20 protein-coding genes and 1 pseudogene are annotated in these 22,800 nt (G+C 71.2%); 4 read left to right on the top strand and 17 right to left on the bottom strand.

The annotated features are described in order from the left end of the window. Position 1: 1 nt before the first annotated feature. From DDQ41_RS30790 to DDQ41_RS30825, 8 genes are read right to left on the bottom strand one after another with little or no spacing between them, the layout of a single operon-like run. On the bottom strand, positions 2-922 hold the full coding sequence (locus tag DDQ41_RS30790; RefSeq protein WP_109297406.1) for a carbohydrate kinase family protein: 921 nt from the start codon (positions 920-922) through the stop codon (positions 2-4). Further along, a complete protein-coding gene (locus tag DDQ41_RS30795; RefSeq protein WP_109297407.1) occupies positions 919-2,052 on the bottom strand; it encodes a sugar phosphate nucleotidyltransferase in 1,134 nt (377 codons plus the stop codon). Before DDQ41_RS30795 ends, DDQ41_RS30790 begins: the two co-directional genes overlap by 4 nt. After that, positions 2,045-4,138, bottom strand: a complete 2,094-nt coding sequence (locus tag DDQ41_RS30800) for a glycogen/starch synthase (protein WP_262508628.1) — start codon at positions 4,136-4,138, stop codon at positions 2,045-2,047. Before DDQ41_RS30800 ends, DDQ41_RS30795 begins: the two co-directional genes overlap by 8 nt. A 2-nt stretch (positions 4,139-4,140) precedes the next feature. Then, complete coding sequence (locus DDQ41_RS30805; RefSeq protein WP_109297408.1) at positions 4,141-5,610, bottom strand: phosphotransferase; 1,470 nt, start codon at positions 5,608-5,610, stop codon at positions 4,141-4,143. A 7-nt stretch (positions 5,611-5,617) separates the two neighbouring features. Further along, positions 5,618-6,418 carry an ABC transporter permease gene (locus DDQ41_RS30810; RefSeq protein WP_109297409.1) on the bottom strand — a complete coding sequence of 267 codons (801 nt, stop codon included), beginning with the start codon at positions 6,416-6,418 and terminating at the stop codon, positions 5,618-5,620. Continuing rightward, on the bottom strand, positions 6,415-7,224 hold the full coding sequence (locus tag DDQ41_RS30815; RefSeq protein ID WP_262508629.1) for an ABC transporter permease: 810 nt from the start codon (positions 7,222-7,224) through the stop codon (positions 6,415-6,417). The genes DDQ41_RS30810 and DDQ41_RS30815 overlap by 4 nt, the downstream gene beginning before the upstream one ends. Beyond that, positions 7,221-8,240 carry an ABC transporter ATP-binding protein gene (locus DDQ41_RS30820; RefSeq protein WP_262508630.1) on the bottom strand — a complete coding sequence of 340 codons (1,020 nt, stop codon included), beginning with the start codon at positions 8,238-8,240 and terminating at the stop codon, positions 7,221-7,223. The genes DDQ41_RS30815 and DDQ41_RS30820 overlap by 4 nt, the downstream gene beginning before the upstream one ends. A 2-nt stretch (positions 8,241-8,242) precedes the next feature. Further along, the gene (locus DDQ41_RS30825) at positions 8,243-9,535 is read right to left on the bottom strand and encodes an aspartate aminotransferase family protein (RefSeq protein ID WP_109297411.1); all 1,293 of its coding nucleotides are present in this window, start codon (positions 9,533-9,535) and stop codon (positions 8,243-8,245) included. Positions 9,536-9,795: 260 nt separating this feature from the next. On the opposite strand from DDQ41_RS30825, the gene DDQ41_RS30830 reads away from it, so the two are divergent. Together DDQ41_RS30830 and rfbB are read left to right on the top strand one after the other, a co-directional pair. Next, positions 9,796-10,863 (top strand): glucose-1-phosphate thymidylyltransferase, encoded by a 1,068-nt coding sequence (locus DDQ41_RS30830; protein ID WP_109297412.1) that lies wholly within the window; start codon positions 9,796-9,798, stop codon positions 10,861-10,863. Beyond that, positions 10,860-11,837, top strand: coding sequence for a dTDP-glucose 4,6-dehydratase (gene rfbB, locus DDQ41_RS30835; protein WP_109297413.1), 978 nt, complete (start codon positions 10,860-10,862; stop codon positions 11,835-11,837). The genes DDQ41_RS30830 and rfbB overlap by 4 nt, the downstream gene beginning before the upstream one ends. Positions 11,838-12,101: 264 nt before the next feature. Here the strand turns inward: rfbB and DDQ41_RS30840 are convergent, their stop codons facing one another. From DDQ41_RS30840 to DDQ41_RS30855, 4 genes are all read right to left on the bottom strand, one after another. Beyond that, positions 12,102-13,127 (bottom strand): LacI family DNA-binding transcriptional regulator, encoded by a 1,026-nt coding sequence (locus DDQ41_RS30840; RefSeq protein WP_109297414.1) that lies wholly within the window; start codon positions 13,125-13,127, stop codon positions 12,102-12,104. Between the two features lie 1,078 nt (positions 13,128-14,205). Continuing rightward, entirely contained in the window at positions 14,206-15,186 is a 981-nt protein-coding gene (locus tag DDQ41_RS30845) for an NAD(P)-dependent alcohol dehydrogenase (protein WP_109297415.1), read from the bottom strand. 11 nt (positions 15,187-15,197) lie between these two features. Then, a complete protein-coding gene (locus tag DDQ41_RS30850) occupies positions 15,198-15,479 on the bottom strand; it encodes a hypothetical protein (RefSeq protein ID WP_109297416.1) in 282 nt (93 codons plus the stop codon). Beyond that, on the bottom strand, positions 15,479-15,790 hold the full coding sequence (locus tag DDQ41_RS30855; protein ID WP_216365047.1) for an ArsR/SmtB family transcription factor: 312 nt from the start codon (positions 15,788-15,790) through the stop codon (positions 15,479-15,481). Before DDQ41_RS30855 ends, DDQ41_RS30850 begins: the two co-directional genes overlap by 1 nt. A gap of 422 nt (positions 15,791-16,212) precedes the next feature. Here DDQ41_RS30855 and DDQ41_RS30860 point away from each other — a divergent pair. After that, positions 16,213-17,444, top strand: a protein-coding gene (locus DDQ41_RS30860) for an IS3 family transposase (protein ID WP_373995419.1) whose coding sequence is annotated in 2 segments (ribosomal slippage) — positions 16,213-16,536 and positions 16,539-17,444 — 1,230 coding nt in all. Because the reading frame shifts where the segments join, the coding sequence is not laid out codon by codon here. A gap of 32 nt (positions 17,445-17,476) precedes the next feature. After that, positions 17,477-17,758, top strand: a pseudogene (locus DDQ41_RS30865) (transposase); the annotation flags it as partial. A gap of 105 nt (positions 17,759-17,863) precedes the next feature. On the opposite strand, the gene DDQ41_RS30870 reads toward DDQ41_RS30865, so the two are convergent. The 5 genes from DDQ41_RS30870 to DDQ41_RS30895 form a co-directional block, all read right to left on the bottom strand. Further along, entirely contained in the window at positions 17,864-18,397 is a 534-nt protein-coding gene (locus DDQ41_RS30870; protein ID WP_109297419.1) for a hypothetical protein, read from the bottom strand. Positions 18,398-18,511: 114 nt separating this feature from the next. Continuing rightward, the gene (locus tag DDQ41_RS31955) at positions 18,512-18,766 is read right to left on the bottom strand and encodes a hypothetical protein (RefSeq protein ID WP_174720341.1); all 255 of its coding nucleotides are present in this window, start codon (positions 18,764-18,766) and stop codon (positions 18,512-18,514) included. A gap of 5 nt (positions 18,767-18,771) precedes the next feature. Further along, positions 18,772-19,740, bottom strand: coding sequence for an oxidoreductase (locus DDQ41_RS30880; RefSeq protein WP_109297420.1), 969 nt, complete (start codon positions 19,738-19,740; stop codon positions 18,772-18,774). A gap of 220 nt (positions 19,741-19,960) precedes the next feature. Continuing rightward, on the bottom strand, positions 19,961-20,248 hold the full coding sequence (locus tag DDQ41_RS30885) for a DUF4287 domain-containing protein (protein WP_109298035.1): 288 nt from the start codon (positions 20,246-20,248) through the stop codon (positions 19,961-19,963). 707 nt (positions 20,249-20,955) lie between these two features. Beyond that, complete coding sequence (locus tag DDQ41_RS30895) at positions 20,956-22,728, bottom strand: molybdopterin-dependent oxidoreductase (protein ID WP_109297422.1); 1,773 nt, start codon at positions 22,726-22,728, stop codon at positions 20,956-20,958. Positions 22,729-22,800 lie beyond the last annotated feature (72 nt).

Raw genomic sequence — 22,800 nt, forward strand, 5'->3', positions numbered from 1 at the left:
TCTACTCCGCCGTCCCGGCGCGTGCGCAGGCCGCGCGCAGGCCGGGCAGGTCGATGAACTCGGTGTGGGTGCCGGCGGCACCGCAGGCGAAGGCCCCGGACACCGACCCCGCCAGCACGCACTCCTCCATCGGCCGCCCCTCGAGGTGGGCGTGGAGGAAGGCGGTGACGAAGGCGTCGCCGGCCCCGTTGGAATCGACGACCGGCCGCTCCGGGCGCACCGCCGGGAAGTGGCGCGCCCTGGCCTCGCCCCGCACGAGCACATGGCAGCCGTCCGCTCCGTCGGTGGCCACGACGAAGCGGGCCCGGCCCTCGCCGACGATGCGGTGCAGGACCTTGTCGAGCCGGTCGTGGACGGCCGCGGCGCTCATGAAGACGTAGTCGGAGGACAGGGCGTAGGTGAGGTGGTGGGGGTTGACGCCGTCCCAGTCGTGCAGGTCGGTGGAGCTGGTCACCCCGAGCCGGTGGATGTCCTCGTACAGGTCGCGGTTGTGTCCGACGATCGAGAGGTGCACATGGCGCGCCCGCTCCAGGTGGGGGAGGTAGAAGGCGCGGGGCAGCCGCAGGTCCTCCGGGTGCCGGGAGTCGTAGAAGGAGAAGCGGCGGCCCTGCGCGTCGACCAGGTTGACGCCGCGCGGGGTGCCGTGCGGGGACACCACGTGGCTGAAGTCGAGGCCGCGCTCGGCGTACGCGGCGAGCACCGCGTGGCCCTGCGGGTCGTCGCCGAGGAAGTCGATGAACCCGGTGGCGAGGCCCAGGGCGTGCCAGCCGAGAGCCACACCGTTGCCGGTGTGCGCCACGTAGTCGAGCACGGGGGGCACGTGCAGGGAGTCGCCCGGGGGAACCTCCAGCTTCTCGACGCGGACGACGGTGTCCACACCGGCTCCGCCGACCACCAGGACGTCGTAGGGGGACAGGCTCATGTACGGGTTCCTTCCGTGACGGCGGCGGTGTCCTCGACCCGCTGCACGTGTCCGTTCTCCAGGACCACCGCCGAGTCGATGTCCTGTCCGGGGCGGATCGTGGCACCCGGCAGCAGCACGCTGCGCCTGACCCGGGCGTCCGCCCCGACGGTGACGCCCGGGAAGAGCACGCTGTGCTCCACCCGGCCTTCGTTGACGAGGTCCGCCGGGACCAACGAGGCGACCACGCCCAGGGAGTCGCCCACCCAGCCGCGGTCCACCCCGGGGCGCACGGTCCTGGGCATCCGTTCGACGGGGAGCCCGGCCCGTGGCCCGCCGGCCGCGAGCATCAGGTGGGCCCGGTGGTAGCGCTCGACGGTGCCGATGTCCTCCCAGTGGCCGGCGACCTCGTGGCCGCGGATGTCCTCGCCGGCCGCGAGCATCGCGGGGATGACGTCCCGGCTGATGTCGTGCTGCCAGTCGGTGCCGTCCAGCTTCTCGAGGTAGCGGCGCAGCACCGCGGCGTCGAAGACGCAGAACGCGGCGAAGACCAGGTCGCTGGTCGGTTCGGCGGGCTTCTCCACGAACTCGGTGAGCCGGCCGGCGCGGTCGAAGCGCACCATGCCGAACAGGTGGACCCAGCGCCGCTCGATCCGCTGGTAGGCGACGGTCAGGGCGGCGCGGGAGGCCCGGTGCTCCGCGATCAGCGGCCGGTAGTCGAACCGGTAGACGTGGTCGGCGTGCAGGACCAGGACCTGTTCGCGGCCGCCGCCGAAGACGTGCCCGGCCTTGCGGATCAGGGCGTCCGCCGTGCCGCGCTCGGCCGGCCAGGTGCGTTCGGGCAGTTCGCGGGGGAGCGCGGCGCCCGCGGCCCGGTAGGCGTCGTCGTACGGTCCGAAGTGCACCCGGAAGCCCGGGTCCCGGTTCCACACCCGGTGCAGGTCGTCCATCAGCCGGCGTTCCTCGTACTGGGACAGCAGCAGCACTTCCCCCAGTCCCGAGGCGCGCGCGTTGGCGAGACTGAAGTCGATCAGGCGGCAGGCACCCCCGTACGGGACGAGCGGCTTCAGACGGCCCTCGCCCAGCGGTCCCATGCGCCGCCCCTCGCCGCCCGCCAGCAGCACCGCGCGCACTCCTGCCCGCTCAGCCATGACGGGCCTCGTCCCAGGTGACCCGGCCGGAGGACAGCGTCAGCAGCAGCCGGGATCCCGCCGACGGCGGCGGTCCCTCGAACGCGCCGGCCCCGGTGCGGCGCAGCTCCCGTACCTCGGGCAGTGCCCGTGCCGCCGGGCCGCGGGGTGCCGGGGTCACCAGTTCCACCCGCTCGGCGTGCGGCAGCCGGTACACCAGGGTGCCGTCGCCGGTGACCGAGCACCGCCCGCGCAGGTTTCGCACCTCCTCGGCGGTCACGGCGGTGGGGAAGCGCTCCACGATCCGTTCGCAGGCCGGGAAGTCGGCGCGCTCCCACGCCGCGTGGAAGAACCTCCGGGCGACCGGGGTGCCGACGGGAGAGCGGCGCGCGTACGCCGCCAGGTCGCCATGGGCGAGCGCCGCCTCCTCGGTGATCTCCTCGTTCTTCAGGAGGCCGAACCAGCCGTGCCGCAGGGCCCGTTCGGCCGGCAGCTCGGCCGGCTCGCCCCGCCACAGGCGGCGGAACGCGGCGAGGTGCAGGTCCGCGCAGTGCTCCCAGGTGAACCGCCGGGCGAGGGCCGCCGCGCGCTCCGACAGCTCCCGGTGGCGGGCCGGGTCCTCGGACCACAGCGTCACCGCCTCACGGATGCGCGCGACGAGCGCGGCGGTGAGCAGCGGGTCGTCCTCCGCGAAGGAGCGGTTGACGGCGAGCCCGGTGGTCTCCGGCTCGGGCCGGGCGTGCAGGAAGTGCGCCATGCCCTCCTGTGCGGTGGCGATGGGCACCGCACCGCAGACCATCGCCTCGCCCTGGGCGATGAGGAAGGTGTCCATCTCGAACTTGGAGGGGAACAGGCAGAAGTCGGCGGCCGACGCGTACTCGAACACCCGCCGCTCGTCCACCCGCCGAGACTCCAGGTGCAGCCGGCCCCGATGCCGTTCGGCGACCTCGCTGAAGTAGGGGTCGTCGAGCGGGGCGCCGGAGATGCAGCGCACCACGAAGTTCGCGGCCAGGCCGTCGCCCAGCACCCGGTCGACGGCGCGCATCAGCTCCAGCTGTCCCTTGTGGTGCAGGGCGTAGCGCGCGTTGTGGAAGAAGGTGGGCAGCGCGGGGTCCAGTCCGAGGCCCGCCAGCACCTCCGCCCGGTCCACCTCGTGCGGGTCCCAGGCGAGCCACCGGTCGGATATCGCGCAGCCCCCGACGAACATCTTGTGCGCGTTCTCCCGCACGGCCTCCGCCAGGGGCAGTTCGGCGAAGAGCGTCTCGAAGGGGGTGTCCCGGAAGGAGGCGTAGAAGTCGAGCTGGCCGGGCGAGAGGAAGTCGACCAGATCGGCGTTCTCCAGGACCAGTCGGTAGACGGCCACGTGGTCGGGCGGGTACTCGTAGTGCAGATGGGTCAGTTGCTGGTACTGGCGCACCGCTTCCAGGTCCGGCCTTGCGGGCGGGTCCTCTCGCGGGAGGACGGCCGGTGTGCCGAGCAGCTCGAGCAGCCGGCGGACCTCGGGACCGTAGACCTTCTTGGTGATCGGCATGTTGCTCTGCACCGTGCTGACGACGTGCTTCGTCGGGTCGTCGCGCAGCGCGGCCGGCAGCAGGTAGTGGTAGAAGGGCTCGTGGGCGTGGACGATCGCCCGCTCCCGGCCGAACCAGTGGCGCAGGAAGCGCACGCTGTCCACCTGGAAGACCAGCGGCTTGAAGAAGACCAGGTCGGAGCCTTTGGCCGAGTAGGGCGGATAGAAGGTGTCCGGGAGCCGGTCGAGGTGCTCGTTGGAGAGGAAGTACAGGTCCACGCCGTCGAGGCGGATGCGGTGCGCGGTGGTGCGCACGGGCAGCTCGACCTCGGCGGGGAATCCGTGCCACACCTCCGGGTCCAGCACCAGCGGCAGGCGGTACTCGTCCGTGTAGCCGAGGTCCTCGACCTCGTACCTGCCGCGCAGGTCGTCGAGCCTGCCGTGCGCGGGGGTGACGAGGGAGACCCGGTGCCCGCGGGCGGCGAACTCCCGGGACAGGTTCCACAGGTACACCGAGGTGCCGCCCTGCAGGAAGGTGTGGTCGAAGCCGCAGCATTCGAAGTAGGTCTCGATGATGTGCATCGGGGGCTCGGTCACGTTCACGTCCTTGCTGGCAGGGTCGGGGCCGGGGGGCGGGCGCCGAGCGCGAGGGCGTGGCGCAGGTCGATCGCGGCGTGGTAGGGACGGGCGTGGTCGATGTTGTAGGCGAGTTCGTGCAGCAGCCGGCCCAGGTACAGCAGCCGGCGCAGGGGGTCGTCCGCCGTTCGTCCGAGGAACAGCCGCAGCACGTGCGCCCGCCAGACGTCGGCGGCGTGGAAGACCAGGCGCAGCTCGGCGCGCGGCCCCGGCCGCCAGTCGCCGGCGCCGTCCAGCGCGCCCCGCATGGTCTCGGAGGAGTCGGCGCCGAGGCGCCGTGCGCTCTCGAAGGCCGCCTCGTCGGCGGTGAAGTACTCCAGAGCGCGCTGGACGGCGACGAGGTCCTGCACCGGTGACTGCGCGGCCCAGCCCGGCTCGCCGGGGCCGAGGGCGGGGGTGGACATGTCGATGACGTTCATCGACCAGCCGCCGTCGTCGCGCGGCCGGCACAGCAGGTGGGACAGGTGCAGGTCGCCGTGGCACGGCCCGGAGGGGAACCCCGCCGGGGCGGTGTCGAAGGCGTCGCGCAGCGCGGTGCTCTCCCGCCGCAGGGCCGCGAAGGCTGCGGTGCGCGGGGCCGTGGGCAGGGCGATGTCCGCCGAGGCCAGTTCGGCCGCCCGGACGGTGGCCCGGGACAGCACCTCCCGGACCGGGTACGGCGGTACGGGGCCTCGGCCGAGCCGGCCGGCGAGGTCGCGGTGGAAGCCGGTCAGGAAGCGCCCGGCGTCACGCAGGTTCTCCGCCAGCGGGCGCAGATGGGTCCGTACGAGGTCGTCGAGGTCGCCGGGGGTCCGGCCGTCGGTCACCTTCGGCCACAGGGACCGCATGCTGTGCCGCAGCGGCAGGTCGATCCCGTCCCCGGGCGCGTACCGGTAGAACACGCCCAGGGGGTGGCGAGTGCCGTCCGCGGGGTCGGTGTAGGTGTAGTCGCCGGCCCAGTCGGGGGTGCGGCCGGTCCGGTTCATCAGGCGCAGCAGTTCCGGTTCCCGGACGGTCCCGTCCAGCCGCCGGTAGGTCTTGTGGACGTAGGGCGTCCCGTCGTTCTCCACCAGGGACAGCACGTTGGAGGACCAGCCCCGCTCGAACGGCAGCGGGCGCACCGAGCGCGCCGTCAGTCCCGCGCCGCGGAAGAGCACGTGGCCGCCGCGCGCGGTGGGCAGGCGGAGCCCGGCGCTGAGCGCGTCCAGCACGGCCGGCTCGAACTCGGCGCTGCCGTGGGCCTCCTCGGTGCCGGTCGGTGTGGGCGCGGACCGCACCGGGACGAAGTAGCGCCGTCCCGCGGCCGGTCCGCCCACGGCGGCCACGATCAGCAGCCGGGCGGCGGTGCCGAGCAGCGCGTGGTCGACGCACTCGAAGCGCTCGGCCCGCCGGCCGTCCTCGGGCATCCAGGGGGCGGCGCGCAGTAAGGGGCCGAGATCGTCGTTTCGTATCATGCCCGACTCAACTCCCGGTCATCTCGTATCGGTTGACGCCGCGGCGCCAGACGGACAGCGCCAGTGCCAGGGCGCCGGCGGTCACCACGGGCAGCCAGCCGAGCAGGCCGGTGGTGCCGGTCAGCAGGTAGCTGCAGGGCACGTAGGCGGTGAAGGCGAAGGGCAGGACCCAGGTGAGCAGGGCCTTGAGCGAGGGGTGGTAGATGTCCAGGGGGTAGGCGGAGAACTCCGAGACCTGGTTGGCCGCGTACATCGCGGGCATGCTCGTCACGGTCCAGAAGGACAGGGAGGCGAAGAGCAGCTTCACCGAGGTGTGCAGCAGTGCCCCGCACAGCACGAGCAGGGGCGCCAGCGCCCACTGCACCGGGCTGAGGGTGAGGCCGAGTTCGCTTCCCGCGTACCCCACCAGTGCGGCGCCGACGACGAGTTCACCGAGGCCGTCGGGGTGGAAGAAGCGCTCCGACAGCAGGGAGAACAGCGGGTCGACCGGCCTGACGAGGTAGCGGTAGAACTCGCCGCGCTGGACGAGTTTGCGGCCCAGTTCCCACAACTGGTCGGTGAAGAGGTGGTCGAGCCCGCGCGGCAGCAGGGAGAAGCCCAGCAGGAACAGCACCTCGTGGTACGACCAGCCGCCCACGGCGGGAACCTGCCGGAAGACGAGCCCGACGACCGCCGTCTGGATGCCGACCCGCACCAGGAAGGCGCCCGCGCCGAGTACGAAGTCCGTGCGGTAGGCCGCCAGCCGGTGCAGCCCGACCCCGCCCAGGAACCAGGCCAGCCCCAGGTACCGCGTCACCGTGCGCGTCATCCGCCGAGCACCTCCAGCCGTCCCATGGCCGCGCGCCACAGCACGGCGCACAGCAGCGACAGCGCGGCCGCCCAGCCCACTTGCTGGGCGAGCAGCCCGGCGGCGTCCGTCCAGCCGTCGTAGCGGCCGAGCAGCAGGGTCAGCGGACCGTCGACCATCCCGCGGAAGGGCAGGGCCTTCGCGACCGCGGCCAGCGGGCCGGGCATGAGCGCGATGGGCACGAGCTGCCCGGCGAAGAAGGCCACGACGCTCTGCTTGACCATCCGCACCCCCCATGTGTTGGTGGTGAGGAAGCCGGTCATGCCGGTCAGCAGGTTCACGCAGAACGCCAGCAGCACCGACAGGGCGGTGGAGACGGCGAACAGCAGCACATCGGCCGGGCGGGGCACGCTCAGCGGGACGAGCAGGGCGAACAGGCCGAGGACCGGCAGGCCGACCAGGACGGCGTTGGCCCCCACGACCGGCAGGCAGGCGAAGAACCGCATCACCGGGTAGCTCACGGGACGCACGAGCATCACCGCGACGTCCCCCCGGTACACCTCGGCCGCGACCTCGTCGTCCACCCGGTTGGTGTGCAGCACCTGCAGGATCTGGGCCACCAGCAGGTAGGTGGTGATGTCGGACACGGTGAAGCCCCCGGGTCCGCGGCCGGGCGTGCCCTCGTACACCGCGCGCCACAGGAAGACGGTCACCGCCGCGCCGGCGGCCGCGGTCATCGCGGTCATCGCGAACATCGAGCGGTACTGCAGCAGCGACTGCAGGCCACTGGTGGCGAACGGCGTGTAGCGGCGCAGGCGGGCGGTCACAGGGCGCCGTCGCGTGCGTGGCCGGGGGAGCGTGAGCCGCCGTAGATCCTGCGGAGCACGTCCTCCAGGCCCGGTTCGGGTGCGTACCAGTCGGCGAGGTCGAAGTGGTCCAGGAGGAAGGTGAGGACCTGCCGGGAGGAGTAGCGGCCGGCCGGGTAGTCGAGGCGGATGCGGCCGCCGTCGTCCGGGGCGGCGTGCACGCCCGGCAGGCCGGCTTCGACGCGCTTGCGGACGGTCTCGGCCGCGGTGCCGTCCCGGTGGTCGAAGACGACCGAGCGGTGGTCGGCCGTGCGCAGCAGGTCCCGCAGGGTCCCCTGGTGGACGACCCGGCCGTGGTCGACGACCAGGGCGCTGTCGCAGATCGCGGCGATGTCGGCGATGTCGTGGCTGGTGAGCACCACGGTGGTGCCGAGTTCGCGGTGGGCGCGGTTGACCAGCTGGCGCACCGCGTCCTTGAGCACCATGTCGAGGCCGATCGTGGGCTCGTCCCAGAACAGGACGGCGGGGTCGTGCAGCAGGCTCGCCGCGATCTCGGCGCGCATGCGCTGGCCGAGGCTCAGCTGCCGTACGGGTGTGGAACCCAGCGCGTCGATGTCGAGCAGCTCCCGGAACAGGTCGAGGTTGCGCCGGTAGACCGGTTCGGGGATGTCGTAGACGCGGCGCAGGATGCGGAAGGAGTCGGGTACCGACAGGTCCCACCAGAGCTGGCTGCGCTGGCCGAAGACGACGCCGATGGTGCGGGCGTTGCGCTGCCGGTGCCGGTACGGCTCCAGCCCGGCGACCGTGCAGCGGCCGGAGGTGGGCGTCATGATGCCGGTCAGCATCTTGATCGTGGTCGACTTGCCGGCTCCGTTGGCCCCTATGTAGGCGGTCTTGGTGCCGGCCGGTATCTCGAAGGAGACGTCGTCGACGGCGCGCACGACGCGGTACCGGCGGGTGAGGAGGGTGGAGAGGCTGCCGAGCAGGCCGGGTTTGCGTTCGGCGAGCCGGAACTCCTTGACCAGATGCTCCGCCACGATCACGACGTCACCCGCTCGATCGCCTTCTCCAGCAGGCGCAGGCCCTCGTCGAGCAGTGCCTCGTCGAGCGTGAACGGCGGTGCCAGACGCAGGATGTGGCCCCCCAGGGAGGTGCGCAGCCCCAGGTCGAGGGCCGTCGTGTAGACGGCGCGGGCCACCTCGGGCGCGGGCGTGCGGCCGACGGGACAGGTGACGAACTCCAGGCCCCACAGCAGCCCGAGCCCGCGGACCTGGCCCAGCTGGGGAAAGGCGGACTCCAGGGTGCGCAGGCGGTCCTCCATGATCTCTCCGAGGACGCGGACGCGGTCGATCAGCCGGTCGCGCTCGACTACTTCGAGCGTGGCGCGGGCGGCGGCGATGCCCAGCGGATTGCTCGCGTACGTCGAGGCGTACGCGCCCGGGGCTGCCGCCTCCGGCCTGCGCAGCAGCTCCCCGCGGCCGGCGAGCAGGGCGAAGGGGAACCCGTTCGCCGTGCCTTTGGACAGCATCGCCAGATCCGGCTCGACGCCGAGGAGTTCACTGGCGAGGAAGGCCCCCGTGCGGCCGCCGCCGGTCAGGACCTCGTCGGCGACGAGCAGCACACCGCTGTCGCGGCAGGCGCCCGCGACGCGCTCCCAGTAGCCCGGGGGAGGCACGATCACGCCGGCCGCGCCGAGGACGGGTTCGAAGACCAGCGCGGAGACGTTGGGCTTCTCGGCGATGTGCCGGCGCACCAGGGTCGCGCAGCGCAGGTCGCACGAGGGGTACTCCAGCCCCAGGGGGCAGCGGTAGCAGTAGGGGCTGTAGCCCAGCACGCTGTTGCCGCTGAAGGCCTGGTGGCCGATGTCCCAGTGCACGAGCATCCGGGCGCCCATGGTCTTGCCGTGGAAGCCGTGGCGCAGGGCGCCGATCCGGTTGCGGCCCGGCGGCGCGGTCGCCTGGACGACCCGCAGGGCGGCCTCGACCACCTCCGCGCCGGTGGAGAGGAACGCGTAGGTGTCGAGCTGTTCGGGCAGCAGCCTGGCGAGGAGCTCCAGGAGCTCGGCGCGCTCCGGCGTGGCGCTGTCGTGGACGTTCCACAGGCGGCCGGCCTGGGCGGTGAGGGCCTCGACGACCTCCGGATGCCCGTGGCCCAGGGACTGGGTGAGGGTGCCGGCGGCGAAGTCGAGGTACTGGTTGCCGTCGAGGTCGGTCAGCACGGGACCGCGCCCCTCGGCGAACACCCGGCGTCCGTGGACTGCTTCCTCGGAGGCGCCCGGCGCCAGGTGCCGGGCCTCCCGTGCCAGGTGTTGTGACTGCCGTAAACCTGTCATCGCTGTCCCTGCTCGTCGGACCGGCCGCACGCGATCGCCGGCCGACTGCGCCGAGATGCGGCGCTGTCGGCGGCTCGGACTTGAGTCAAACACTTGAACGCAGACTGCTGCAAGACCTTGCGGATCGTTTCAGAAAGTTGTTGCGGACGGGGGTGGCGCTCTGCTTGAGTCGAGGTGCCCACGGCGACGCCGCTCCCGTCATACGAGGAGGGACCTGTGAGAACACGCCCCCAGACCGGACCGCCCCCGCGGAGGCCGAGGTGAAGGCCCTGGTCCTGGCAGGTGGCACCGGCAGCAGACTGAAACCCTTCACGCACACCGGCGCCAAGCAGCTGCTCCCCATCGCCAACAGGCCCGTGCTGTTCTACGCGCTGGACTCCCTCGCCGCGGCGGGCATCCGGGAGGTGGGCGTCGTGGTAGGCGCCTACGGCCGGGATGTCCGTGAACTGGTCGGTGACGGAGCCGACTTCGGCTTACGCATCACCTATCTGCGGCAGTCCCGGCCGCTCGGCATCGCGCACGCGGTGCGCATCGCCCACGACTTCCTCGGCGACGAGGACTTCCTGCTGTACCTGGGGGACAACTACCTCCAGCAGGGCCTGACCGGCCTCGTCCGCCGCTCGGCCGCCGATCCCGCGGCGGCCAGGCTGCTGCTCACCCCGGTAGAGGACCCGTCCGCGTTCGGGGTCGCGGAGGTCGACGCCGAAGGGAACGTGCTGCGTGTGGAGGAGAAGCCCGACGCCCCCCGCAGCACCCTCGCGCTCATCGGCGTCTACGCCTTCAGCCCGGCCGTCCACGAGGCGGTACGGGCCATCACCCCCTCCGCCCGCGGCGAACTGGAGATCACCCACGCCGTGCAGTGGATGGTCGACCAGGGACTGCGCGTACGCGCCGAGACCACCATCGGGCCCTGGCGCGACACCGGCAGCCCGGAGGACATGCTGGAGGTCAACCGCCACGTCCTGGACCGGATGGAGGGCCGGATCGAGGGCAAGGTCGACGCCCGCAGCGCGCTGGTCGGACGGGTCCGGGTGGCCGAGGGCGCGGTCGTGCGCGGATCACGCATCGTCGGCCCGGTGATCATCGGCGCGGGTGCGGTCGTCAGCAACTCCCGCGTCGGCCCGTACACCTCCATCGGGGAGGACTGCCGGGTCGAGGACAGCGCCGTCGAGTACTCGGTCCTGCTGCGCGGCGCCCAGGTCGAGGGGGCCTCCCGCATCGAGGCCTCCCTCATCGGCCGCGGCGCCGTCGTGGCTCCGGCTCCCCGTCTTCCGCAGGCTCACCGGCTGGTGATCGGCGACCACAGCAAGGTCTATCTCACCCCATGAACTCAGCCATCCTCGTCACCGGCGGAGCGGGTTTCATCGGCTCCTCCTACGTACGCCGCCTCCTGTCGTCCCGGGTGCCGGGACGCACGGCGGTGACCGTCCTCGACAAACTCACCTACGCCGGCAGCCTCGCCCGCCTGCACGCGGTGCGCGACCACCCCGACCTCACCTTCGTCCAGGGCGACGTGTGCGACGCGCCGCTCGTCGACACGCTGGCCCGACGCCACGACCAGATCGTGCACTTCGCGGCCGAGTCGCACGTCGACCGCTCGATCGCCGACGGCGGTTCCTTCACCCGCACCAACGTGCTCGGCACCCAGGTCCTGCTCGACGCCGCGCTGCGCCACGACGTGCGCACCTTCGTGCACGTCTCCACCGACGAGGTGTACGGCTCCCTCCCGCACGGGGCCGCCAAGGAGACCGACGTCCTGCGTCCGTCCTCGCCCTACGCGGCGTCGAAGGCCGCCTCGGACCTCATCGCCCTGGCCCACCACCACACACACGGCCTGGACGTCCGGGTGACACGCTGCTCGAACAACTTCGGCCCCCACCAGCATCCGGAGAAGCTCATCCCGCGCTTCCTGGCCCGCCTGCTGTCCGGCGCCACCGTTCCGCTCTACGGCGACGGACGGTACGAGCGGGACTGGCTGCACGTCGACGACCACGTCCGGGCCCTCGAACTGGTCCGTCTGTCGGGCCGGCCGGGGGAGATCTACAACATCGGCGGCGGCACCTCGCTGTCCAACCTCGAACTCACCCACCGGCTGCTCGCCCTGTGCGGCGCGGGCCCGGAGCGCATCGAGCACGTGGAGAACCGCAAGGGCCACGACCGGCGTTACGCGGTCGACCACGGCAAGATCACCACCGAACTCGGCTACCGGCCCCGCGTCGACTTCACCGCCGCCCTGGCCGACACCGCACAGTGGTACGGACGCCACGCGGACTGGTGGCGTCCGCTGCTCGCCGCCGCCTGACGGGAGGAGGCGCGTTGCCCGCCCGGGCGGTGGGTTCAGGGATGAGCGGTCGCGGGCGACGCGCACCGGCCGGCAGACGCCCCGGACGTGGGTGCCGTGGAGCGAGCGGGAGTGGAGTGTGCGCGGCCCGGTGGTGCTCTTCGGGACGAGCGGGCGCGGACCACGGGCGGTCGGGCGCAGCCGACCGGGCCCCGGCCGCCGGGGCGGCGCACTGCGCCCCGTCGGCGCGCGGCGGTCCACCGGGTCCGATCCGACCGGCGGCCGTCAGCGCACGTCGGCCGGGCGCCGACCGCGTCGCGGTCCGGCGGCGGTGGAGCCCCGGACCACCAGTTCCGGCATGAAGACGAACTCGGTGCGCGGCGTCGGCCTCCCGGCCATCTCCTCCAGCAGCGCGTCCACGGCGATCTGCCCCATCGCCTTGACAGGCTGTCTGATGGTGGTCAGGGGAGGGTCCGTGAAGGCGGTGAGCGGCGAGTCGTCGAAGCCGACGACCGAGATCTCACCGGGAACCGTGAGCCCCCTCTGCCGTGCGGCCCGGACGGCGCCGAGAGCCATCATGTCGCTGGCGCACATGACGGCCGTACAGCCCCGGTCGATCAGGGCGGACGCCGCGGCCTGGCCCCCCTCCAAGGAGAACAGCGAGTGCTGGACCAGTTCCCGGGACTCCCGTGCGGTCAGTCCCAGTTGCTCGTGCATGCCGTCGCGGAACCCCTCGATCTTGCGCTGTACCGGCACCAAGCGCACCGGGCCGAGCGCGAGCCCGATCCGCTCGTGCCCCAGTTCGGCCAGGTGCGCCACGGCCAGACGCATGGCCGCCCGGTCGTCCGGGGAGACGAAGTGCGCCTTGATCCGGGGGGAGAACCCGTTGACGAGTACGAAGGGCACGTGCCGTTCGCGCAGCCGGTCGTACCGTGCGGTCCCGGTGTGCGGTCCGGAGACGAAGACGATGCCGGACACCCCGCGGCTGACGAGTACCTCCGTCAGTTCGTCCTCGCTCGAGCCACCGGGCGGCCGCGTGGCGAGCACCGGCGTGTACCCCTGGCGTGTCAGCGCCTGCCCCATCACCTCGGCCAGCGCGGGGAAGACGGGGTTCTCCAGCTCCGGTGTGATCAGGCCGACCAGCCCCCTGCGACGCTGCCGCATGGGGTGGGCGTAGCCCAGCGCGTCGAGTGCGGCGAGCACGGAATCGCGGGTGTCCGCGGCCACACCGCGGTTTCCGTTGAGCACGCGGCTGACCGTGGCCTTGCTGACGCCCGCCCGGGCGGCGATGTCGGCGAGCCGCGTGGTCATGGTCGTGCACTCTACCCGCCGGCCCTCACCGAGCCCACTGCACGGGGAGGCCGGCGGGGCTGGGACGTGACGACCGTCTTCGCGCGCTGTCGCACGGCACGCGCACGCCGGTGACCCCGCGGCTGGCTCCGCAGCCCGGGCATGCGCCCCGTGTGCCCCCTCGCACAATGGCTGGAAGTGCTTGCTGAACCTGGATCCGCCGCGTGATGGTCGGTCTGCGGGCGACGAATGGAGAAGAGGTGCCTGCTGGCCTGGGATGATGGGAGTTCCTACGCCCACATCAGTCCCACGTGGCAAGGCACCTCCCTGTGGACAGCCACCGGTCAGCGCATGCTCACCTGAACCGGGCGACCACCCTGCCGCCCGCGATCCGGAAGGACCTCGGAGACCCAGCACCGGACGGCCACCCAGCCCATCGCGCTGCCCGCACCCCGAAAGATCACCCCGAGCCCACCCGATACTGAAGATCAGAATTCACGCGGTGGATCCAGGTTCAGTGGACGCCCTTCGCGGCAGAACTCATGAGAAGAAGAGGCACTGGAGAGCCGGATGCGATTGACGTCGCACGTCCGGTTCGGTGGAGGCCGTTGGAAAAGGGCCTGGTCACAGGCACCTTGCTGGCGGCCTACCCAACCGCACGCCGGGTTCGGCGAGCGGCCCGGAGAAACGGACCGGTGGCAACAGCAGCACCGCGCTCCGGGCCGACTCAACCGACGCATGGTCCAGCGGGCCTGCCCCTTGCGGCCGGTGTCGGCGCTGAGCGCCGACACCTCGGCCCGGGCCTGGCGGGAGCGGAGCGCGTCCCGCACCCGCAGCCGGTCGCGCACAGCCAGGCGCAAGTGACGCCCAGGTCACGGTCGTGGTCGATACGTTCCCACTCAAGATCCGGACATCGGGGCGGGAAGCGCGCAGGCGCGGCGGCCTGCCTTCGTACAGACTCGTCGGCGCCGACGCCCTGCAGCGGTCACCCCGCCCCCGTCGCCGTATCTCGCACACCACGGCATGCAGTCACCGCTCCGAGCCGACCAGGCACTTCACCAGATGCACCCTGCCGAGCCGAACGTCAGTAACGCCAGGCTCAGAGGGTGACGACGACCTTGCCCTGGGCGTGCCCGGCTTCGAGGTAGCCGATGGCCTCGGGGAGCTCGCTCAGGGGATAGGTCCGGTCGATGACCGGCGCGACCTTTCCGGATTCGAGCAGGTCGCGGACCGCCTCCAGGCCGTCCTGGGCGGGGTCCGTGATGAAGAAGACCAGCCGCTGCCGCGTGAAGCGCGACAGCACGAGCGCACGGGCCACCCGGCCCAGGGGGCCGAGGAAGCGGCCTCCCGCGCCGCTGACGAGGACGAGCGTCCCCTCCGGGGCGAGCACCCGCCGGTACGCCGACAGCGGACGGTTGCCCACGTTGTCGAGGATGAGGTCGTAGCGCCGCTCGCCGGTGGTGAAGTCCTGCTGGGTGTAGTCGACGACGTGGTGGGCGCCGAGGGTCCGGACCATCTCCACGTTCGCGGTGCTGCACACGCCGGTCACGTCGGCACCCAGTGCCCCGGCGATCTGCACCGCGAACGTCCCCACGCCGCCCGCCGCGCCGTTGACCAGTACCGCGTGCCCGTCTCGCAGCCGCCCGTGGCGGTGCAGGGCCAGGTAGGCGGTGAGCGCCGCTACCGGCACGGACGCGGCCTGAGCGAAGGTCAGGCCGGCCGGCTTCTTCACCACTCCGGCGTCGTGGCGGATCGTCACGTACTCGGCGAACGTACCCAGACGGTCAAGCCCCTGGCATCCGAACACCTCGTCTCCCGCCCGTAACGTGGTGACGTTCTTGCCGACCGCTTCGACGTGCCCCGCCAGGTCGGCGCCCAGTCGGCCGGTCCTGGGCCGTGACAGCCCGCCCTGCACCCGCGTGATGTAGGGCGTGCCCCGCATGGTGTGCCAGTCCAGCGGATTGACCGAAGCGGCCCGGACGCGGACGAGCACGTCGTCGTCGCCGACGACGGGCATGTCGAGGTCCTCTAGTTCAAGGACCCCGGGTGGGCCGTAGGTGTGGAACCGGATGCCTCGCATGGTGCCTCCTCTCATTCGACGCTCAGCAGAATCTGTTCGATCGACGCGGTCCGCGCACGCAGCTCGGCCAGGTCGGCGGCCACGCGTTTCTGCGCGTCGAGGGTGTTATCGGCCAGTTGTTCGAAACGATGTGCGAGCTGCCGCAGGTCTTCCGCTCGGGCGGCCGAGTGCTTCTCCTTGCGGGTGTCGAACAGGCCGACGATGACTATGGCGACCAAGAAGGCCGCCACGATGACCACGGCAACGAGGAAGATCGCCGAAGGCCAGGACATTTCCCCTCCGAAGGGGTCCATCAGGTGTGCTCCTTGGGTCGGGGACCCTTCTCCGGGTCCTGCTTGGTGAGGGTCTTGGCCGCCTCGGCCACGGCCGACGCGGTCAGGTGCAGGCTGAAGTCGGTGATGTCGTAGTACTTCATGGCCTTGCCGTCCTCGGACAGCTCCAGTCGGCCGACGACCAGGCCCGCGGCTTCCAGCCGCCGCAGGTGCATGTGCAGGAGCGGACGGCTCACTCCCATCTCGCGGGCCAGCCGGCTCACGTAGTCGCGGCCCCCGGCCAGTGTCGCGACGATGCGCAGCCGAATCGGATGGGCGAGCGCCGCCAGCATCTCGACCAGTTCGTCTCCGCTCGGGCCGCTTGCTGTCACAGAACACCTCTACGTGTAAGAAACTTCTGACACGTGAAGAGTCTAGCTTGCCACCACCGGTGCCGACAATGGCGATGAAGGCGCGGAAGACGGAGGGCGTGGGGAGAGCCCCCGGCACGGCACGTGGGCGCGCCCGTGGCCCAGGACGGGCTTGCACCAGCCGTGCAGATGCCGTCGGGGGCTGGTCGGCCCGCTGGGCGCGCAATCGTTCGGCGGCCGATCGCCCCGGGTCCCCCATGACGGGCGGCGGGCGGCGCGGGTTCGTCGCGCACGGCCGCGGTCGGCGGTGGCGGCGAATTTCCCGGCCGCGGCCGGGACCTGTCCCCGAGTGGTGGACACCTCTGAGCCCGGCCCCGGCAGGGGCCGGGTGGGAGGCATCTTTTATGGTGATGAAGGTCTACTCGCCCGAGTTCAAGGCGGACGCTGTCGCGCTGTACCTGTCGGACCCGAGCCACACCTTCGAGGGCATCGGCAAGGATCTGGGGATCAGCCGCGAGACGCTGCGTAACTGGGTGCGGGCCGAACGGGCCCGCCACGGCGGGGGCAGCACGACGAGCACGGAGAAGAACAGGGTGGATTCCCCGCCGACGGCCGAGGAGCTTCAGGCCGAGAACGAGGCCCTGCGCCGGGAGCTGGCGGCAGCGCGCAAGGAGATGCAGAAACTCGCCACCGAACGGGACATTCTCCGCAAGGCGACGAAGTTTTTCGCACAAGAGATGACCTGGTGACCAGCCGCTTCCAGTTCGTCGAGGACCATCACCGCGCCTGGGGCGTGAAGCGGTTGTGTCAGGTGCTGGAGGTCGCCCGCTCCAGCTTCTACAAGTGGCGGGCCGGCCGCGCGGCCCGCGCCGCGCGTGAACAGGCCGACGTCGCTCTCGCCGAGCGGATCAGGGCCGTGCACGCCGAATGGGACGGCACCTACGGCCGGCCCCGTATCACCGCTGATCTGCGCGAGGACGGCGAGCGCGTGAACCACAAGCGCGTCGGACGAGTCATGCGCAAGTACGGCATCGCCGGGCTGCGGCTGCGTAAGCGCCAGGTCACCACCGTGCCCGAACCGTCCGCCGCAGCGATGCCCGACCTGCTGGGGCGCGACTTCACCGCGAGCGCACCCAACACGAAGTACGTCGGCGACATCACGTACCTGCCGGTGGGCGACGGCGAGTTCCTGTATCCGGCGACCGTGATCGACTGCTTCTCGCGGCGGCTGGTGGGCTGGTCGGTCGCCGACCACATGCGCACCTCGCTGGTCACCGACGCGCTCCGGGCCGCCGCCCGGACGCGGGGCAGCCTGGCCGGCGCCGTCTTCCACAGCGATCACGGAGCCCAGTACAGCTCCCGTGAATTCGCGGCCCTATGTACCGAGTTGGAGGTGAAGCAGTCCATGGGCGCGGTCGGGACCAGCGCGGACAACGCCCTCGCCGAGTCGTTCAACGCGACCCTCAAACGCGAGACGCTCCGTGGCGCCCGCCGCTTCGACGGGGCCCGTGCCTGCCGCCTGGCGGTCTTCCGCTGGACCACCCGCTACAACACCCGCCGACGGCACTCGGCGAACGGACAGCAGGCACCAATCGCCTACGAACAGCATTCAGCTACCCTGACGCTTGCCGCATAACGACACGAACAGGTGTCCACCCTTCGGGGTCAAGGCCCAAGAACTATCGGTACTCCACCTACCGCCGGGTCGTCATCGACGCTGACACCCGTCTGGTCGTTGTGGTGGGCCGGCCGCTTGCGGGGAACCGCAACGACTGTAGGGCGTGGGAGGAGTTTGGGGCCAAGGCTGCCGTCGGCAAGATCCTCACGATCGCCGACGGCGGTTACCTGGGCACCGGACTTGTCATCCTGCACCGCCGGCAGCGTGGCCAGACCGAGCTCCCGGACTGGAAGGAGGGACACAACAAGTCCCATACGCAGGTCCGAGCCCGTGGCCGCCTACGGCCACTTCGGCCGCGAACTCCCCGACTTCACCTGGGAACGCACCGACCGCATCGACGCCCTCCGCGCCGCCGCCGGCCTCGCATGACCCCGGGGTCATCGCAGCCGCGGCCGGCTCCGCCTGACGTCCAACGCCGTTGGGACCTCATGCCAACGGCTCCGCCGGGCGTGCCTCTCGGGGCGCCTGCCGGGCCCGTTCGTCGTGGCTCTCAGACGGCCCAGGGCGCCGAACACGCCCGCGGCGATGAACGCCGCCGCCATCAGTGCCGACGCGCGGCTCGGCTTCGCCGACATCCAGTGGTGCAGACGGTCACAGAAGAGACCGGTGACGACGAGGAGCAGCACCGCCGTGACGACGATGTTGCCGAGCGTTTGAAGTCCGAAGACCGCCGCACCGTACAGCACGTTGCGGCTCTCGGCCGCGTCCCTGAACAACTGGCGGAACAGCGGGAACGGACGCCCGACCAGGAAGGCGCCGATCAGGCAGCCCATGAACACCATCGGCGCGTTCGGGAAGCGCGCCGCGACCCGCCTGAGCGGGCCGCGCACGATCCCGAGCGACGCCAGACCCGGATACGTCATGACGAGGCCGATCAGCCCGTACGAGGCGCCCCGAGAACCCGGAGCCACCGCCCTGACCCTGGTCGAACTGCGGAATGCCGGTACCGGCCAGCGCCACGATCACCCCGTACACGGCCGACACGGCTGTCGCCCTGGCCGTCTGTGTCTTGGGGAAGTTGGTGGCTACCAGGGGCCGCCGTAGGCGAAGTGGGTGTGGTCCTCGGATTCGGTCGTGTCCTGTGGCGAGGGCTGACTCGGTCGCTCCTCGTGCTGTTCCGTGCGGTCGGGTGCCGCGGGGCCCGTCTGCCATGTGGCGCCTCCCACATCCGGCAGCGGTGTTTCGAAGCTGCGCCAGACCCACGCCCACGCGGCGACCGCGTGGAAGCGTCTGTGGCCGATGCCCGTACCGACATCGGCCGCGATGCTTTCGTTCGTCATCGTGTTCACCGTCCTGTCGCCTGGGGCGGGCGCGCCGCTGGTTCGGGCGTACATGCCGGTGTGTCCGCGGGGGTGAGTCGGTAGCGCACCCCGGTCAGGTCCTGCGACAATTCCCAGAGTCGGACCTGCGCCGACACATCCAGTGACACCCGGCTCGAGCGCGCCGGCATCGGCTTACCCCGGCTCTCGAAGAGCGCGTGCGGGCCGAGGTAGGCGCCACCCGGCACGAGGTAGTCCGTGGCGGCTCGCAGTGACGGCAGGGCTGCCTGCTCCGGAGGCTGCGCCAGCCACCGCAGGGCCGCCCCGGCCACCGGCCGCAGCAGTGCCGGCGCGTCGCCGTGCCACAGCCCGGTCGCCGACAGGCCCGGGTGCGCGGCGAGGGAGACGGTGGCTGCGCCCGCACCGGCGAGCCGGTGCTGCAGTTCCCTGGCGAACATCAGGTTCGCGAGCTTGGACCGCCCGTATGCCGTCACCGAACGCCTGCCGCTCGTCGAGCGGGCCTGCCCGTCGTCGAAGCCGGCGGTGCCGGCCCGGTGTGCCAGGCTTGTGACGGTGACGACGCGGGAGCCCGGCACATGCCGCATCAGGTCCAGCAGCAGGCCGGTGAGAGCGAAATGCCCCAGGTGGTTGACACCGAAGTGGGCCTCGAAGCCGTCCTCGGTGCGCCGGAACGGCGGGAACATCACCCCGGCGTTGTTGACGAGCAGGTCCAGGCGCTGATGTCGGCCCCGTATCTCGGCAGCCGCCTGCCGTACGGAGTCCAGCGAGGCGAGGTCGAGGCGTACTACCTCGGTGCGGCCGCCGATGCGGGCCGCGGCGGCAAGGCCCCGTTCGACGTTGCGGCAGGCGAGTACGACATGAGCCCCGCGGGCCGCGAGCGTTCGGGCCGTCTCCAGCCCGATCCCTCCGGAGCCTCCGGTGACCAGCGCGGTCCTACCGCTCTGGTCGGGAACATCTGCCGTGGACCAGTCCATGTCGCCTCCTCGTCGCCCGCGCAGACCGGTCCTTCATCGTCGGTACACGTGCACGAAGCGGCCAACTTCCAGAGTGCGGACCAGTCGGCCGCCGGTCGTGTTCCACACCGTTGGCCGGTTCGCATACCGCCCCGGTCTGCAGGGCGTCTGCCTTCCGAACCGAGCCGAAAACGACGACTCCGGCTGGTTCACGGCCTGGCGTTCTTCGTCCGCGACGGGGTCAGGGCCGGTTGTTCTTCCCGTCGAGCCACAGCACGTCGGAATCGTCGCGGTGAGTGCCGTCCGAACCGACGTGCTTGCCGGAGATCTTCGCGCCGTTCTTGAAGACGTGCACCAACGCCATCCCGTGGCCCCGGCCCAGACCGTGGTCTTCCTTCAGCCACTCCAGGACCGGGCCGGCCTTCAGCGTCGGGCCTTCGAAGCCGCGCTCCTTCGCCAGCTCGATGAACTGCCGGGGCGTCAGGCCCGTCTTGTCCTCGATGTTGTCCAGATAAGCCTGAAAGGACATGTGCTCCTCGCATTCCGATTCGTCCACACGGCCGGTGCCGACCACCTCCAGTGTGCGCGCGTGAAGGTCTGCCAGGGCCCTCGCCCGGGACTCGGCACGACCTAGCCACGTCACGGGATGTCCAGCCATCCTTCGGCAGAAATCCCGGTGCCACCGGCGTCGCCAGATCGTCCAGCGGCACGATCACCTCGGTCGTGCCGTTTCTTCTCCTGTGCTCTCACTACGCTCCCCTCCTGCGGAGTTGGCACGTGACCTGTTCAGATGTGTCCACGGCGCGTCCCATCGGAGGCGGGAAGTGAAGAAGATCCCCGTGGAAGGGTGCTAGATGTCGCGGGCAGGATCCCGGCTCCGACCACAGGGTGAGAGCGTGCCGAGGGGACGATCCGTTACGAGGGAAACCAGAGATGGCGTACGTCGAGATGGTCTACGGCAGCCAGGCCGAGTGGGATTCCTTCCCGGCCGAGGCATGGCCCGAGGCGTCGCCAAACCGTGGAACCCACCTGCTGGAACTCCTCGGCGACCACACCGCGGCGGGAGCCGCACACCACGAAACGTCCCCGGCATTGCCGAACAGAGTGACCTCACCGCAGGAGCCTGCCGTCTCGAAAGCCTGGCAGGCCCCTCTTCAACGACCAGCCTGTCAGGATGACACCATGATCGAATCTACTGCTCTGGCGACGTTCCGGAACTGGACCCGCACTGACGGATCATTCCACTCCTCCTGGTCGAAGGGTTCCGCACTGTCGTTGGGTTCGTTTGGTTCGGGTTGGTTCTTGGTTTGGTGAGTTGTGTTGGTTGGTGCTGTTTTGGTGTTTTCGGGGTGGTTTGTTGGTGGTTGGTGTTTTGGTTGTGTCGGTTGGGGTCGTGTTGTTTGTTGAGGGGTTGATTGACTGTTTGTGGGGGTGGGTGTGTTTTTTGTTTGTCTGGGTTTTTTGATGTTGTGTCAGGTTGATGGTGTGTTTTGGTGGGGTTGTGGTCGGTTGAACCACCGGGTGGTCGGTTGAACCACCGGGTTGTGCCGGTTCCAGTTTTGATCCCTGGCCGGCGGCGATCAGGCAGAGCCGGGCCATGATCTCCGCCTCGGAGAGCTGCCCGGGTTCGAGCGGGAGGACCGGTGGCGAGAACCGGGTGTAGTTGCGCACGGTGACGGTGAGCAGCAGCAGGTCGTAGTGGGGCATCTGCATCATGCGCGGCGGCGGCAGGATGACGTGGGCGCGCCGGGTGGTCTCGTTGAGGTACGGGTCGACGCAGACCATGAAGTCCAGGCCGTCGAGGGCCCGTCCCAGGCGGGGGCCGTTGGGCGCGGACAGGACCAGGTTCCCGGCCACGCAGATCAGCGCCCTGACCTGCCCCTCGCCGGGGGTCTCCATCTCGTCGGCGAGGGTCGCGACGGGCAGTTCCCCGAGGGCCTCCGGCAGTCCCCGCACCCGGCTGTGCCAGCGGCCGGAGGTGAAGGGGCGCGGGCCCCAGGGCACTTCGAGGGTGGCGGGGCGGGTGAACATGACGCCGCCGGGCCGGTCGAGGTTGCCGGTGAGGGTGTTGAGCACGTCCACCAGGTACTGGGTGAGGGTGCCGAAGTCTGCGGTGCTGGTGCCCACGCGGGTGTAGACGGCGGCGGTGGGCGCGGAGGCGAGTTCGCGGGCGAGCCGGACGATGGTCGCGGCGGGCACCCCGGTCGCGGCGGACACGGCGTCGGGGGTGAAGGGGGCGGCGTGCTCGCGCAGTTCCCCGAGCCCCTCCGTCTCGACGCGTACGGTGGTGAGGTCCTCCGCGAACAGCGTGTGGACCATGGCGAACAGCAGCAGGGCGTCGGTGCCCGGCCGGACGAAGACGTGCTCGTCGGCGAGGTCGGCGGTGCGGGTGCGGCGCGGGTCGACGACGACGATCCGGCCGCCGCGCGCCCGGATCGCCTTCAGCCGTCCGGGGAAGTCGGGGGCGGCGCACAGCGAGCCGTGTGACTCGGCCGGGTTGGCGCCGATGACCAGCAGGTGGTCGGTGCGGTCCAGGTCGGGCACGGAGATCGCCATGGCGTTGCCGAACATGAGACCGCAGGAGACGTGCTTGGGCATCTGGTCGATGGTGCCGGCGCTGTAGAGGTTGGTGGTGCCCAGGGACTGCGAGAGCGGGCCGCGGTAGAAGATGCCGCCCATGGTGTGGAAGGTCGGGTTGCCGAAGTAGGCGGCGACGGACTGGCGGCCGTGGTCCTCGACGACGCCTGCGAGGCCTTTCTCGACAGCTCGGAAGGCCTCGTCCCAGGTCGCCTCGCGCCACTGGTCGCCGGTGCGGATCATCGGCGTGCGCAGCCGGTCGGGGTCCTCGTCGATCCGGCCCAGGCTGGCGCCCTTGGGGCAGACGTAGCCCTTGGAGAACGGGTCGTCGGCGTCGCCGCGGACGCCGGTGACGCGGTCGTCGTCGTCGAGCTCGATCCGCAGTCCGCAGACGGCGTCGCAGACGGGGCAGGTGCGGTGCGCGGTTCTCAACGGGACTCCAGGTCGTCGGGTGGCGGATCCGTCGCGGCCGGCACGACGGACCGGGCGGTCCGACGATCGCAC

The sequence above is a fragment of the Streptomyces spongiicola genome (assembly GCF_003122365.1).
GTDB lineage: Bacteria > Actinomycetota > Actinomycetes > Streptomycetales > Streptomycetaceae > Streptomyces > Streptomyces spongiicola.

Bases quoted from the DNA above. Each gene is read 5' to 3' on its own strand.
- DDQ41_RS30850 (WP_109297416.1), bottom strand. From the start codon at position 15,479: ATGGACCCCTTCGGAGGGGAAATGTCCTGGCCTTCGGCGATCTTCCTC.
- DDQ41_RS30855 (WP_216365047.1), bottom strand. From the start codon at position 15,790: ATGCTGGCGGCGCTCGCCCATCCGATTCGGCTGCGCATCGTCGCGACA.
- DDQ41_RS30845 (WP_109297415.1), bottom strand. From the start codon at position 15,186: ATGCGAGGCATCCGGTTCCACACCTACGGCCCACCCGGGGTCCTTGAA.
- DDQ41_RS31955 (WP_174720341.1), bottom strand. From the start codon at position 18,766: ATGACGAACGAAAGCATCGCGGCCGATGTCGGTACGGGCATCGGCCAC.
- DDQ41_RS30880 (WP_109297420.1), bottom strand. From the start codon at position 19,740: ATGGACTGGTCCACGGCAGATGTTCCCGACCAGAGCGGTAGGACCGCG.
- DDQ41_RS30795 (WP_109297407.1), bottom strand. From the start codon at position 2,052: ATGGCTGAGCGGGCAGGAGTGCGCGCGGTGCTGCTGGCGGGCGGCGAG.
- DDQ41_RS30810 (WP_109297409.1), bottom strand. From the start codon at position 6,418: ATGACGCGCACGGTGACGCGGTACCTGGGGCTGGCCTGGTTCCTGGGC.
- DDQ41_RS30805 (WP_109297408.1), bottom strand. From the start codon at position 5,610: ATGATACGAAACGACGATCTCGGCCCCTTACTGCGCGCCGCCCCCTGG.
- DDQ41_RS30790 (WP_109297406.1), bottom strand. From the start codon at position 922: ATGAGCCTGTCCCCCTACGACGTCCTGGTGGTCGGCGGAGCCGGTGTG.
- DDQ41_RS30825 (WP_109297411.1), bottom strand. From the start codon at position 9,535: ATGACAGGTTTACGGCAGTCACAACACCTGGCACGGGAGGCCCGGCAC.
- DDQ41_RS30885 (WP_109298035.1), bottom strand. From the start codon at position 20,248: ATGTCCTTTCAGGCTTATCTGGACAACATCGAGGACAAGACGGGCCTG.
- DDQ41_RS30840 (WP_109297414.1), bottom strand. From the start codon at position 13,127: ATGACCACGCGGCTCGCCGACATCGCCGCCCGGGCGGGCGTCAGCAAG.
- rfbB (WP_109297413.1), top strand. From the start codon at position 10,860: ATGAACTCAGCCATCCTCGTCACCGGCGGAGCGGGTTTCATCGGCTCC.